Annotated in this window: 12 protein-coding genes and 1 pseudogene; 4 read left to right on the top strand and 9 right to left on the bottom strand. The window is 72.2% G+C overall.

What is annotated here, in order from left to right:
• Positions 1–466: 466 nt before the first annotated feature.
• On the bottom strand, positions 467–1474 hold the full coding sequence (locus tag ABZ576_RS06685) for a stage II sporulation protein M (RefSeq protein WP_360736618.1): 1008 nt from the start codon (positions 1472–1474) through the stop codon (positions 467–469).
• A gap of 143 nt (positions 1475–1617) precedes the next feature.
• Between ABZ576_RS06685 and ABZ576_RS06680 the strand changes: the two genes are divergently transcribed.
• The gene (locus ABZ576_RS06680; protein WP_360736616.1) at positions 1618–2577 is read left to right on the top strand and encodes an RDD family protein; all 960 of its coding nucleotides are present in this window, start codon (positions 1618–1620) and stop codon (positions 2575–2577) included.
• Between the two features lie 58 nt (positions 2578–2635).
• Here the strand turns inward: ABZ576_RS06680 and ABZ576_RS06675 are convergent, their stop codons facing one another.
• Together ABZ576_RS06675 and ahcY are read right to left on the bottom strand one after the other, a co-directional pair.
• Complete coding sequence (locus ABZ576_RS06675) at positions 2636–3250, bottom strand: hypothetical protein (RefSeq protein WP_360736614.1); 615 nt, start codon at positions 3248–3250, stop codon at positions 2636–2638.
• Between the two features lie 184 nt (positions 3251–3434).
• Entirely contained in the window at positions 3435–4892 is a 1458-nt protein-coding gene (gene ahcY / locus ABZ576_RS06670) for an adenosylhomocysteinase (RefSeq protein WP_360736611.1), read from the bottom strand.
• Here ahcY and ABZ576_RS06665 point away from each other — a divergent pair.
• Both ABZ576_RS06665 and lepB read left to right on the top strand, forming a co-directional pair.
• Positions 4816–5496 (top strand): annotated as a pseudogene (locus tag ABZ576_RS06665) (hypothetical protein); the annotation flags it as partial. The gene ahcY and the pseudogene ABZ576_RS06665 overlap by 77 nt on opposite strands.
• A 264-nt stretch (positions 5497–5760) precedes the next feature.
• The gene (lepB, locus tag ABZ576_RS06660; RefSeq protein WP_360736689.1) at positions 5761–6441 is read left to right on the top strand and encodes a signal peptidase I; all 681 of its coding nucleotides are present in this window, start codon (positions 5761–5763) and stop codon (positions 6439–6441) included.
• A 21-nt stretch (positions 6442–6462) separates the two neighbouring features.
• Here lepB and ABZ576_RS06655 read toward each other — a convergent pair whose 3' ends face one another.
• From ABZ576_RS06655 to ABZ576_RS06630, 6 genes are all read right to left on the bottom strand, one after another.
• Positions 6463–7437 carry a cation diffusion facilitator family transporter gene (locus tag ABZ576_RS06655; protein WP_360736608.1) on the bottom strand — a complete coding sequence of 325 codons (975 nt, stop codon included), beginning with the start codon at positions 7435–7437 and terminating at the stop codon, positions 6463–6465.
• Positions 7438–7609: 172 nt separating this feature from the next.
• Positions 7610–8761 (bottom strand): mannose-6-phosphate isomerase, class I, encoded by a 1152-nt coding sequence (gene manA, locus ABZ576_RS06650; protein WP_360736606.1) that lies wholly within the window; start codon positions 8759–8761, stop codon positions 7610–7612.
• A gap of 95 nt (positions 8762–8856) precedes the next feature.
• On the bottom strand, positions 8857–9984 hold the full coding sequence (locus ABZ576_RS06645) for an SIS domain-containing protein (protein WP_360736604.1): 1128 nt from the start codon (positions 9982–9984) through the stop codon (positions 8857–8859).
• Positions 9985–10038: 54 nt separating this feature from the next.
• Positions 10039–10209, bottom strand: a complete 171-nt coding sequence (locus ABZ576_RS06640; RefSeq protein WP_360736602.1) for a Trm112 family protein — start codon at positions 10207–10209, stop codon at positions 10039–10041.
• Between the two features lie 80 nt (positions 10210–10289).
• On the bottom strand, positions 10290–11654 hold the full coding sequence (locus ABZ576_RS06635) for a phosphomannomutase/phosphoglucomutase (RefSeq protein ID WP_360736599.1): 1365 nt from the start codon (positions 11652–11654) through the stop codon (positions 10290–10292).
• 171 nt (positions 11655–11825) lie between these two features.
• A complete protein-coding gene (locus ABZ576_RS06630) occupies positions 11826–12251 on the bottom strand; it encodes a DUF3499 domain-containing protein (RefSeq protein WP_360736597.1) in 426 nt (141 codons plus the stop codon).
• A gap of 350 nt (positions 12252–12601) precedes the next feature.
• On the opposite strand from ABZ576_RS06630, the gene ABZ576_RS06625 reads away from it, so the two are divergent.
• Positions 12602–12991 carry a metallopeptidase family protein gene (locus tag ABZ576_RS06625; RefSeq protein WP_360736595.1) on the top strand — a complete coding sequence of 130 codons (390 nt, stop codon included), beginning with the start codon at positions 12602–12604 and terminating at the stop codon, positions 12989–12991.
• Positions 12992–13038 lie beyond the last annotated feature (47 nt).

Below are 13038 nucleotides of genomic sequence, written 5' to 3'. Positions count from 1 at the left end.
CCTCGTCCCGGTCTGCTGACCGGAGACGGGGTATCAACATATCTGGCGTTGACTTTTGGCACGCTGTTGAGTTCTCAAGGAACGGTCGCTTCCTTTGTACTCACCCTCTCGGGCTTTCCTCCGGGCGCTTCCCTTCGGTCTTGCGTTTCCGACTCTATCAGATCTTTTCTCGATCCGATTTCCTCGGCGCTTTCCAGGTTTCCGCTTCCGCGTTTCCCTTTCCGGCGGTTCCGACTTTATCAGAAGTTTTTGGCCGGTCGAACCGGCCGCTCATTTCTGATTAATCGGGGGATGCTTCTCGGAATGTCACTCGGACTTCCTGAGGAAGCTCATAGATTCTATCGGCTGCCGGGGAGCCTGTCCAGCTCTCCACGCAACTGTTTGAATCTACCTCCCCACGCGCTCCGTGTCAACGGCTCTTGCGGGGCGAAGAGGAGATTAGCAGCTCACAGGGGTCGAGCGCACATCAGGCGGCGGTGGGTACGGAGGCGCTGCGGTCCGTGGCCTCCAGATCGCCCGTCTCACCCGCGCGGGCCGCGCGGCCGCCCAGGACGTAGACGTACCCGAGGAAGGCCAGCTCGGCGAGGACCCCGATGCCGATGCGCGCCCAGGTGGGCAGGCCGGAGGGGGTGACGAAGCCTTCGATGGCACCGGAGACGAACAGCACCAGCGCGAGGCCGATCGCCATGCCGACGGCGGCCCGCCCCTCCTCCGCGAGAGCCGCGCGGCGGGTGCGCGGGCCGGGGTCGATCACCGTCCAGCCCAGGCGCAGGCCCGTACCGGCCGCGACGAAGACCGCGGTCAGTTCGAGCAGGCCGTGCGGGAGGACCAGTCCGAGGAAGGTGTCGAGCCGGCCGGCCGAGGACATGAGCCCGAAGCCGACCCCGAGGTTGAGCATGTTCTGGAAGAGGATCCAGAGGACGGGCAGTCCCAGGAAGACGCCCAGGACCAGGCACATCGCCGCCGCCTGGGCGTTGTTCGTCCACACCTGTGCGGCGAAGGCGGCAGCGGGATGGCTGGAGTAGTAGGTCTCGTACTCGCCGCCGGGGCGGGTCAGCTCGCGCAGCTGGCTGGGGGCCGCGATGGCGGACTGCACCTCGGGGTGGGTGCCGATCCACCACCCGAGGAGGACGGCTATGGCGGTGGAGACGAGCGCCGTGGGCACCCACCAGTGGCGGGAGCGGTAGACGGCCGCCGGGAAACCGTGGGTCAGGAAGCGCGTGACGTCCCGCCACGAGGCGCGGCGGGTGCCGGCGACGGCGCTGCGCGCGCGTGCCACGAGCTGGCTGAGCCGTCCCGTCAGCTGGGGGTCCGGTGCGCTGGACTGGATCAGGGACAGATGGGTGGCGGTGCGCTGGTAGAGCGCGACGAGTTCGTCCGCTTCGGCACCCGTGAGGCGCCGCCGGCGGCGGAGCAGTACGTCGAGCCGGTCCCATTCGGCTCGGTGCACGGAGACGAAGACGTCCAGGTCCATCCGGTCTGCCTGCTCCTCGGCTGATCGTCCACGGCTCGTCGTGGATGCTCATGACTGTTGTCAGCTTGTCGTACCGCGACGCGATGCGCCCACAGCTTGGCAGACTTGCGGTTCAGGGGGCGGACCAGGGAAGGACGGCGGGCATGAGTGAGCTGGTGACGGGCGAGGCGGTGGCTCTCGAACTGCGGCCCGCGAAGCTGCCGAGCAGGGCGTTGGCCGTGCTGCTCGACCTCGTGGTGGCCGTGGTCGCCTACATCGTGGTGGCCACCGTGCTGGTGGCGTCCGCGGCTTCTCTGGACGAGGCCGCACAGGTGGCGCTGTCCATCGCGTCGTTCCTGCTGGTGCTGGTCGGCGGGCCGATCGCGGTCGAGACGCTGAGTCACGGGCGTTCGCTGGGGAAGCTGGCGTTCGGGCTCAGGGTGGTGCGGGACGACGGCGGGCCGATCCGGTTCCGGCACGCGCTGGTGCGCGGCGCGATCGGTGTGGTCGAGATCCTCATGACGTTCGGGGTGGTGGCCTGCATCGCCTCGTTGGTCTCGGCGCGGGGGCGGCGGCTCGGAGACGTGTTCGCGGGCACCCTGGTCGTGCGTGAGCGCGTGCCCGCCGGGCGGACCGGGTTCGTCCCGCCCCCGCCGCCGTGGCTCGCGGGGCGGTTCGCCGAACTCGATCTTTCAGCGGTGCCCGATGGGCTCTGGCTCGCGGTCCGGCAGTACCTGACGCGGATGCAGCAGCTCGACCCGCAGGTGTCGGCGGGTATGGCGCAGCGGCTGTCGGCCGACCTCGCGGCGCGCACCGGCGCGCCGGTGCCGCCGGATCTTCCTCCGGCGGCCTTCCTGGCGGCCGTGGTGCACGAGCGGCAGTCCCGCGAGGCGCGGCAGGCTTTCGGCCGCGGCGGTTTCCCCCCGCCGGTGGCGCAGTCCCTCGCGCAGCCGGTGGCCCCGTCCGGTGCTCCGGTCCTCCACCAGCAGGCCCCGGGCTCGTACCAGCGTCCCCCGGCCCCGTCGCAGCAGGCCCCGCTCGGCCCGCCGCCCCCGCCGCTGCCGGACGGGGCACCGGCCGACCGGCCGGCCCGGCCGGCCACCGGGTTCGCCCCGCCGGTCTAGCCCCGCCATCCGCCGGACCGGTCGCCGGGGGCAGCGGGGCCGGCCGGCGCCGGTGCGTTCAGTCGAAGCGGGACGGGGGTGACTGGAGGTCCTCCAGCTCGATCCCGGGTGCGGCCAGGACGACGTCGCCGGCGATGTGGACGGCGTGCTGTTCGCCGGTTTCCAGGGCTGTGACCTGGTACTCGTCCACGAGCAAGGGGCCGTTGTCAGTGGCGTGTGCTTCGCTGTTCACCAGAGCCCAGGACTGGTCCACGGTGCGGGGGGCGAGGACCGGATCGGTGAAGGCCACGAGGCGTACGCGGGTCGCGGCGGAGGAGGGGGTGAGGCGCAGGAGCCGTGCGGTGGCGACGAGGAACGCGGGGGACGTGCCGGTGAAGGCGTGGGCGCGCACATTGCCTTCGGTGGCATGGCTGCCGGTGGGGTCGGTCCGGACCCAGGTGACGCCGTCGAGGGCGGCGCCGCGCACCTGCCAGCCGCCCGCGTGGAGTTCGAGACGGATGGGCCGGCCGAGTTCGTCCAGGGCGAGGTCGACCGAGCCGCGGTCGTCGCCGGTGGGACCGGTCAGCCGGGAGACGTAGCGCCAGCCGGACGGCCCGGGGGCGCACTGGAAGTGCTCTTGTGCGAGGGGGGTGTGATCGTGCGGATCGTGGAGCGAATAACGGCCGCGGGGCATGGGGGTCCTGGGTCGTGACGGGCTGGTCCGGCCGGCAGCCGTGGGTCGGGGGACCCATCGGGGGGCCAAAGGGGCAGGCCCCCGGCACGGGGGTGCGGGGGCCTGCCTCGGAGGTCGTACTGCCGGAAGGGGTGCGTCGGTGTACCGGCGCACTCCCCCGGCGACCGGATGGGATCGATCCGGCTCAGTAGCGGTAGTGGTCCGGCTTGAACGGGCCGTCGACCTCGACGCCGATGTACGCGGCCTGCTCCGGGCGCAGCTTGGTGAGCTTGACGCCGAGCGCGTCCAGGTGGAGGCGGGCGACCTTCTCGTCGAGGTGCTTGGGCAGCACGTAGACGCCGATCGGGTACTCGTCGGGCTTGGTGAACAGCTCGATCTGGGCCAGGGTCTGGTCCGCGAAGGAGTTGGACATCACGAACGACGGGTGGCCGGTGGCGTTGCCCAGGTTCAGCAGGCGGCCCTCGGACAGCACGATGATCTTCTTGCCGTCGGGGAAGGTCCAGGTGTGGACCTGCGGCTTGACCTCGTCCTTGACGATGCCCGGGATCTTGGCCAGACCGGCCATGTCGATCTCGTTGTCGAAGTGACCGATGTTGCCGACGATGGCCTGGTGCTTCATCTTGGCCATGTCCGCGGCCATGATGATGTCCTTGTTGCCGGTCGTGGTGATGAAGATGTCGGCCTTGTCGATGACCTCGTCGAGGGTCGTGACCTGGTAGCCGTCCATCGCCGCCTGGAGCGCGCAGATCGGGTCGATCTCGGTGACGATCACCCGGGCGCCCTGGCCGCGCAGGGACTCCGCGCAGCCCTTGCCCACGTCGCCGTAGCCGCAGACGACCGCGGTCTTGCCGCCGATGAGGACGTCGGTGGCGCGGTTGATGCCGTCGATCAGGGAGTGGCGGCAGCCGTACTTGTTGTCGAACTTCGACTTGGTGACGGCGTCGTTCACGTTGATCGCAGGGAACAGGAGGTGGCCGTCGCGCTGCATCTCGTACAGGCGGTGGACGCCGGTCGTGGTCTCCTCGGTGACACCGCGGATCTCGGAGGCCAGCTGGGTCCACTTCTGCGAGCCGTCCGTGATGGTGCGGTGCAGGAGTTCGAGGATGACGCGGTGCTCGTCGGACTCGGCGGTGTCGACGGAGGGGACCTTGCCGTCCTTCTCGTACTCGACGCCCTTGTGGACGAGGAGGGTGGCGTCACCGCCGTCGTCGAGGATCATGTTCGGGCCGCCGGTGGGGCTGTTGGGCCAGGTCAGCGCCTGCTCCGTGCACCACCAGTACTCCTCCAGCGTCTCGCCCTTCCAGGCGAAGACCGGGACGCCCTGCGGGTTGTCGGGCGTGCCGTTCGGGCCGACGGCGATGGCGGCGGCCGCGTGGTCCTGGGTGGAGAAGATGTTGCAGGAGGCCCAGCGGACCTCGGCGCCGAGGGCGACCAGGGTCTCGATGAGCACGGCGGTCTGCACGGTCATGTGCAGGGAGCCGGTGACGCGGGCGCCGGCGAGCGGCTGGGCCTCGGCGTACTCCCTGCGGATCGCCATCAGGCCGGGCATCTCGTGCTCGGCGAGGGTGATCTCCTTGCGGCCGAACTCGGCCAGGGAGAGGTCGGCGACCTTGAAGTCCTGTCGGTTGTCGACAGTCGTCATTGCGAGCTGCTCCTCGGGGTTGGGTCGAGGTGGGTACGGCTGGTCTGCGCGGCGGCGGACACAGGGGTGCCCGAGAAGAGGACACAGGCATGCCCACGTACGCGCAGCGCAGTCCGTCGGAGGCCCTCTCTCCCTCGGCCGATCCGCGTGGGACCGCCCGACCGCCATCAGCAGCGACGTCTGGCTCCGTCCCAAGCTACACCGGAGGAGCCGGTCGCCCCCAGTCCGCATCCGCATACTTCGGGCCGTTCGGAGCGCGGTCGGGGGCCGGGCGCGCGGGGTGGCGGTGGTGCGGAAACGGTGGAACCAGTGCCGACGTACCCGCTTGAACTGGGACTTTTGCCGCGCCGGGGTGGTGCGGGATGCGGGGGGGGGGACCGGGAGTACCTGTCCCGCTCGCGGGGCGTCCGGGACGGCGCCGCGCGCGACGGAACGTGAGGGAAGCGACGTGTCCGGTCCGGCCGGGCCACCCGTGAGGGGTGACCGCGACGAGGAGCGGCGACCGTTGAAACTGCTGGCTGCGACGGCCTGCCCGGCCGGCATCGCGCACGCCTGCGTGGCGGCGGAGAAGCTCGCCCGGGCCGCCGCGAGCCGGGGCATCGAACCGAAGGGGGAGACGCCGGGGTCGATCGGGGCTGGAAATGGTCTTGATAACAGCGATGTCAGTGATGCGGAGGCGTCGTCGACACCGGCAGGGACGTCGGCCTGCGCCGCTTCACCGGCAAGCGCGTGTGGACGGTGGGGGGGCGCCGAAGGCGTCCGCCCGCCCCGTGCAGCTGCTGCAGCGGAGAGCGGGCACGGAGCGTTCACCAGGGGCCGCTATTCTCCGCCGCCGCGGATGGGCCGCATGGGGAGGACGGGACAGGACATGGCACGCAGTGGGCGGGGACTGGGGATCGCGGCGCTCGTGGTGGGGCTGCTGGGGGTACTGCTGGCCGGCGGTGGCTTCCTGTACGGACGCGGTGCGTACGGCACGGGCACCCCGTCCAGTCAGAGCATGGAGCCGACGTACGAGCGCGGTGACCGGATCGTCTGGGAGCGGATGGACGGCAGCGGGGTGCGGCGCGGTGACGTCGTGATGCTCTCGATGCCGGAGCGCTACCGGACCGACGCGGTGGTGATGCAGCGGGTGATCGGCGTGGGCGGGGACCGCGTGGCCTGCTGCACCACGGTCGGCACCGAGGAGCGGGTCACCGTGAACGGGAAGCCGCTCAAGGAGCCGTACGTCTACGGGGGCGACGCCGACGGGCTGGACCGGCCGTACGACGTGCGGGTGCCGGAGGGACGGCTCTTCCTGATGGGGGACCGCCGGTCGGACTCGATGGACTCGCGCTTCTTCGCCGACGATCACAACGGGACGGTTCCGGTGGACGCCGTGCGGGGGCGGGTGACGGACGACCACTCGGGTCCGGCTCTGCTGGGTACGGCCGTGCTCGCCGGTGGGGTGCTGGTCCTCACCGGCATCGGGCTGGGGACGGGCTTCCTGGTGGTGCGGCGGCGGAAGGCGCCGGCGGTGCCGCCGGCGCCCTGGCCCGTCCAGCCGGTCTGACGCCGGCCGCCGTACCGGAGGTCAGTGACCGGCGGGGGCCGGACCGCCCGGGGTGGCCTCCGGGTCCGGGCCCTTGGCGGCCTCGGCCTCGCTGTAGATGTCGGGTTCCAGGTAGATGACGCGGGCGATGGGGACGGCGGCGCGGATGCGGGTCTCGGCGGCGTTGATGGCGTTCGCGACCTCGCTGGCCGTGTCGTCGTGCCGGACGGCGATCTTGGCGGCGACCAGCAGCTCCTCGGGGCCGAGGTGCAGCGTGCGCATGTGGATGAGGCGGGTGACCGTGTCGCCGTCGACGATGGCGGCCTCGATCTTCTTGACCTCCTCGATGCCGGCGGCCTCGCCGAGCAGCAGCGACTTGGTCTCGGCGGCCAGGACGAGGGCGATCAGGACGAGCAGGACACCGATGCAGACGGTGCCGATGCCGTCCCAGACGCCGTCGCCGGTGAGCAGGGCGAGGCCGACGCCGCCGAGGGCGAGGACCAGACCGATGAGCGCGCCGAAGTCCTCCAGCAGGACGACGGGCAGTTCGGGTGCCTTGGCGCGGCGGACGAACTGCGTCCAGGACAGCTTGCCGCGCAGTTCGTTGGACTCCTTGATGGCCGTGCGGAAGGAGAAGCTCTCAGCGATGATCGCGAAGACGAGGACGCCGACCGGCCAGTACCAGTGCTCGATCTCGTGCGGGTGGCTGATCTTCTCGTAGCCCTCGTAGATGGCGAACATGCCGCCGACCGAGAAGAGGACGATGGAGACCAGGAAGGCGTAGATGTAGCGCTCGCGGCCGTAGCCGAAGGGGTGTTGCGGGGTGGCCTCGCGCTGCGCCTTCTTGCCGCCGACCAGCAGCAGGAACTGGTTGCCGGAGTCGGCGAGCGAGTGCACGCCCTCGGCGAGCATCGAGGAGGAGCCGCTGAACGCGAACGCCACGAACTTCGATGCCGCGATCGCGAGGTTGGCGCCGAGTGCCGCCACGATCGCCTTGGTACCGCCTGACGCGCTCATGTGTCCGCGTTGTCCCTTCGCCGCTGTCGCGCTTGTACGTCCGTCCGGACGAGTGCCCGGCTTTGCCCGGCCTTTGCCGGTGGGTCATTCTTGCAGCCCGGCCGGGCATCGGTGCTTCAGGTGTCCACAACCTCCGGTCACATGATCGGCCGGCCGTCCACCGGGGGGCCGGTCAGACGATCACCGTGGCGCGGAAGACCGTGCCCGCGCCGGAGATCTCCGCCCGCTCGCCGGCCGGGACGAAGACGGACCGACCGGGGCCCAGCTCGTGCTCGCCCGCCCGGACGGAGCCGGCCGTGCACAGCAGGATCTGCGGGGTGTCCCGGGTGAGGTCGTGGGCGCCGCCGCCCTCGGGCAGGACGTAGCGGGAGAGCCGGAACTCGTCGATCGGCGTCTCGTAGACCTCCTCGCCGTCCGCGGACGCCTCCGGGCGCAGCACGCCCGCGTCGCTCGGCTCGAAGCGGACGATCCGCAGCAGTTCGGGGACGTCGACGTGCTTGGGGGTGAGGCCGCAGCGCAGGACGTTGTCGGAGTTGGCCATGATTTCGACGCCGAGGCCGTTGAGGTAGGCGTGCGGGATGCCGGCACCGAGGTACAGGGCCTCGCCCGGCTGGAGCCGGACGTGGTTGAGGAGCATGGCCGCGATGACGCCGGGGTCGCCCGGGTAGTGGTGGGCGATGTCGGCGTAGGGGGCGTAGGCGCCGCCGAGGCGGGTGCACGCGGCGGTGGCCTCGGCGACCGTGTGGGCCATCTCCTCCGGGTCGGCGGTGAGGAGGGCGGTGAGGACCTCGCGCAGCGCCGCGTCCTCGGGGTGGGCGTGCAGCAGGTCGACGTACGGCTTGAGGGAGTCGACGCCGAGCCCGTCGAGGAGGTCGGCGGTGCGGACGGGGTCGCGGAAGCCGCACAGGCCGTCGAACTCGGTGAGCGCGCAGATCAGCTCGGGCTTGTGGTTGGCGTCCTTGTAGTTGCGGTGCGGGGCGTCGACGGGGATGCCGCGCCGCTCCTCGTCCGCGTAGCCCTCCCGGGCCTGTCCGAGGTCGGGGTGCACCTGGAGGGAGAGGGGTGCGCCGGCGGCGAGGATCTTGAGCAGGAACGGCAGGTGCGGGCCGAACCTGGCGACCGTGCGGGCGCCCAGTTCGCGCTCCGGGGCGGCCTCGATCACCTCGACGAGGGTGCCGCGCGCGGTGCGCGACGGGGCGCCTGGGTGGGCGCCCATCCACATCTCCGCCTGGGGTTCACCGCTCGGCTCGACGCCGAGGAGGTGCGGGATGGCGGTGGTGGAGCCCCAGGCGTAGGGGCGGACGGTGTTGTCGAGGCGGTCCATGTGTCTTCTCTGTCTCCGTACGTACGCGGCTCGGCCGGCGCTGTCGCTTCCGTCCCGCGCCGCTGGCGGGCGCGGTCGGTCGGCCAGGAGTCAGATCAGGCCCTCGAAGCGAGCGCCAGGTAAACGGCGGCGAAATCCGTGACGGCGATCAGTTCCGCGAGGGTCTCCAGCTCGCCGCCCTCCTCGGGTTCGAGTTCGCTGATCGGCGTGTCGTGGCCGAGGGCGATGTCACGGGCGGCGGGGGCGGCGGTGAGGCCGCTGATCGGGCGGTCGCGGAGCAGCACGACGCGCGCGTGCAGCGCGGGCGGCTCCTCCACGCGGTCGCGGAAGAAGTCGTCCGGATCGGCGCTGGCGGCCAGCGGGCCGGCCAGCAGGGCGCTGTGCGCGGCGAGCGCCTCGGGCAGTTCGGCGACGAGGGCGGGGCGGCCGGCGAGTTCGGCGAGGGCGGCGGCGAAGCGGCGGCCCGCCGGGCCGGCCGAGGTGCCCTCCGTCCACACGACGGGCAGCGCGTCGGCGAGTTCGGCGGCGAGGGTCTTGGCCGGGTTGCTGTAGGTCGCGATGGCCGGGCCGCAGCGCTCCGCGATGTGGTCCAGGCGGTCGGCGATCTTCTCCAGGGCGTCCGGCGGGGCGGCGATCAGGCCGATCCGGTCCAGGAGCGCCACCAGCGGGGTCAGCAGCGCCCAGAAGACGCCCGGGGAGGACGCGGCGAGCGGTTCCTCCTGGTCGTACGGTGCCGTCGCCATCGGTACGAACAGGCCGTGCGCGCCCGCCACCGCCTCGGCGAGCGGGGTGCCCGGCGGGGCCACGGCGACGAGGGAGCAGCCGCGGCGGTAGGCCTGGTCGGCGAGGAGGGAGAGGCTCGGTTCGGTGCCGTCCGGGGTGGCGATCAGCAGCAGGTCCACGGAGCCGGCCCAGCCCGGCAGCTCCCAGCGCAGGGCGCCCGCGGCGGGGGCGACGCCGGAGGGTGCCAGCCGGACGACGGGGCTGCCCGGGCCGGCGAGGGTGCCGAGGAGGTCGGCGGTGTGGGTGGCGGCGGCGCCGGGTCCGGCGATGAGGACCGCGCGGGGGCGGCCGTCGGGTCGCAGGTCGCCGACGCCGGCCTCGGCGGCGTGCCGGGCGGCGGTGCGGACGCGGGCGCCGGCCTCCGCTGCACCGCGCAGCAGTCCCCGGCGGTCGGCCTGGGCGAGGCCTTCCGGTGTGTCGAGCAGCGATTCGTCCAGCATGGGCGGCAGCCTCCGGTCGCGGGGTCCTGGGGTGCTACGCGGTGATGGGCCTCGTCACTCGGGGCGGCGTGCCTCGTCCACCAGGAGGACCGGGATGCCGTCGCGGACCGGGTAGGCGAGGCCGCAGTCCTGGCCCGTGCAGATCAGCTCGGAGTCCCGCTCCTGGAGGGGAGCGTGGCAGGCCGGGCAGGCGAGGATCTCCAGGAGACCGGCTTCGAGCGGCATGGGGTGTCCCTTCGGAGGGCGGGTGTGTGTCTTGTGTCTGTGGATACGCCTGGTCAGGTTACCGCCGTCGGGCAGGTCGCTCAGCCCCTGATGATCGCCAGTGCCTCGTCCCTGATCTTCGTCATCGTCGGCTCGTCCTTCGCCTCCGCGTTCAGGCGGAGCAGGGGCTCGGTGTTGGACGGGCGGACGTTGAACCACCAGTCGGCCGCGGCGACCGTGAGGCCGTCGAGGTCGTCGAGGGTGACGTCGGCGCGGTCCTCGAAGGCGGTGCGGATCGCGGCGAGGCGGGCGGACTGGTCGGTGACCGTGGAGTTGATCTCGCCCGAGCCGGTGTAGCGGTCGTACTGGGCGACCAGGCCGGACAGCGGGCCCTCCTGGCCGCCGAGGGCCGCGAGGACGTGCAGGGCGGCCAGCATGCCCGTGTCCGCGTTCCAGAAGTCCTTGAAGTAGTAGTGGGCCGAGTGCTCGCCGCCGAAGATGGCGCCGGTGCGGGCCATCTCGGCCTTGATGAAGGAGTGGCCGACCCGGGTGCGCACCGGGGTGCCGCCATGCTCCCGTACGACCTCGGGGACCGTGCGGGAGGTGATCAGGTTGTGGATGACCGTGCCCTTGCCGCCGTGGCGGGCCAGCTCCCGGGCGGCGACCAGCGCGGTGATCGCGGACGGGGAGACCGGGTCGCCGTTCTCGTCCACGACGAAGCAGCGGTCGGCGTCGCCGTCGAAGGCGATGCCGAGGTCGGCGCCCTCCGCGGGGACCCGCTTCTGCAGGTCCACGAGGTTGGCCGGGTCCAGCGGGTTGGCCTCGTGGTTCGGGAAGGTGCCGTCCAGTTCGAAGTACATCGGGACCAGGGTCAGGGGCAGGCCGGCGAAGACCGGGGGGACCGTGTGGCCGCCCATGCCGTTGCCGGCGTCGACCACGACCTTCAGGGGGCGGATCGCGGTCAGGTCGACCAGGGAGCACAGGTGCGCCGCGTAATCCTGCAACGTCTCGCGCGAGGAGAGGGTTCCCGGCCGGTCCGCCGGCCGCGGGGCGCCCTGCTCCAGCCAGCGCTCGACCAGCTCGCGGATCTGCGCCAGGCCGGTGTCCTGGCCGACCGGGGCGGCGCCCGCGCGGCAGAGCTTGATGCCGTTGTACCGGGCCGGGTTGTGCGAGGCCGTGAACATCGCGCCCGGCAGGTCCAGGGCGCCCGAGGCGTAGTACAGCTGGTCCGTGGAGCACAGGCCGATCTCGGTGACGTCCACGCCGCGCTCCGCCGCGCCGCGCGCGAAGGCGCGGGAGAGGCCGGGGGACGAGGGCCGCATGTCGTGGCCGACGACGATGGCCGCCGCTCCCGTCACCTCCGCGAAGGCGGCGCCGAAGAGCCCGGCCAGTGAGGCGTCCCACTGGTCCGGAACCACTCCGCGCACGTCGTACGCCTTCACGATCTGTGACAGATCAGCAGCCACGGCCAGCCCTCCTGGAAGTTCTACGGGTGCCCACAAACTACCCGCCGCCGGATGGGGCGGGGTGCGCGGACACCTGGTGGACGCCCGGTGGATCCGCACCCGTAACGCCGACGGAGGGCGAAACGTCACGCCCGGCGGGGGTGGCGTCGGGTGGCGCGGCGGTGGCGGCGCTCAGTTGTCCGGGGAGCGCAGGACCCTGAGGTGGCCCCGGCGGGCGACCTCCATGGGATCCGCGCCGCGGGTGCCGCCGCCGCCCGCCTCGGCCGTGCGCTGCTGCGGGCGGGCCGCTTCGCGTACGGCGTTGGCGAGGGCTTCCAGGTCGTCCCCGCTGGGCCGTGCGGGCGCCGAGCCGTCGAGCAGGCGTACGACCTCCCAGCCGCGCGGCGCGGTGAGGCGCTCGGAGTGCTCGGCGCACAGGTCGTAGCAGTGGGGTTCGGCGTAGGTGGCGAGCGGGCCGAGGACCGCGGTCGAGTCGGCGTAGACGTACGTCAGCGTCGCGACGGCGGGTCGGCCGCAGGCGGTGCGCGAACAGCGACGTACAGGGCTCACGACGTTGGACGGTACCGCACTCTTGAGCGGGCCGCGACGACTCCCCACCAGGTCACTCCACCGTGTCGTGCTGTGAAACGGCCCACACCCCCTCCCGGGCGGCCCCCTCTGACCTGGGCGGACGGACGCCCGGCGGGGGCCGGGGGGAAATCCGCGGGGTCACGAGCCGGTGCAAACGCCATCAATTGCCGTGAGTTCGGTGGTCTTGGCGGGTTACGGAATCGAGCCAGACGTTGGCTGGAATGGCCATGCCGCGGCGGGGTGCCGGGTGGCCCGTTGCCGCGTGGGACCGGACGGCCGGAGGGCGCGGGGACTACCCTTCACCAGTGATGGACAACCGTGTACCGCCCCGTGCCGCCGGCCCCGGGCCTCGCCGCCGTGATCGCCACGGGCGGGGCATGCGGGGGCCGATCGCACCGCCGCAGGTGCCGCTCGCGGCCAGCCGTGCCGAGGTGTTCGCGGATCTGGTGCAGGACTCCGTGGAGCGTCTGGAGCGGCGGTGGCCGCAGCTGGCCGACATCGATTTCCTCGTGCTGGAGGTGCCCCGGCTGGACGGGCGGGGCGACCAGGCGGCCGCGTGGAGCGACGAGGCCGTGCCCCTCGGCGGGATCATCCCCGCGCGTGACGGACGGCGGGCCCGGGTGGTCGTGTACCGGCGGCCGGTGGAGATCCGGACCAAGGGGCGCGACGAGCGGGCCGCGCTCGTGCACGAGGTCGTCGTGGAGCAGGTGGCCGAGCTGCTCGGTCTGACGCCGGAGACGGTCGATCCCCGGTACGGCGAGGACTAGGGGTGTCCCGCCGGCCGCTGCTCCTGGCGGACCGACGCTGCTCCTGA

The sequence above is a fragment of the Streptomyces sp. NPDC013455 genome (genome assembly GCF_040632975.1).
Taxonomy (GTDB): domain Bacteria; phylum Actinomycetota; class Actinomycetes; order Streptomycetales; family Streptomycetaceae; genus Streptomyces.
This window is presented reverse-complemented; position numbering and strand designations above follow the sequence as displayed.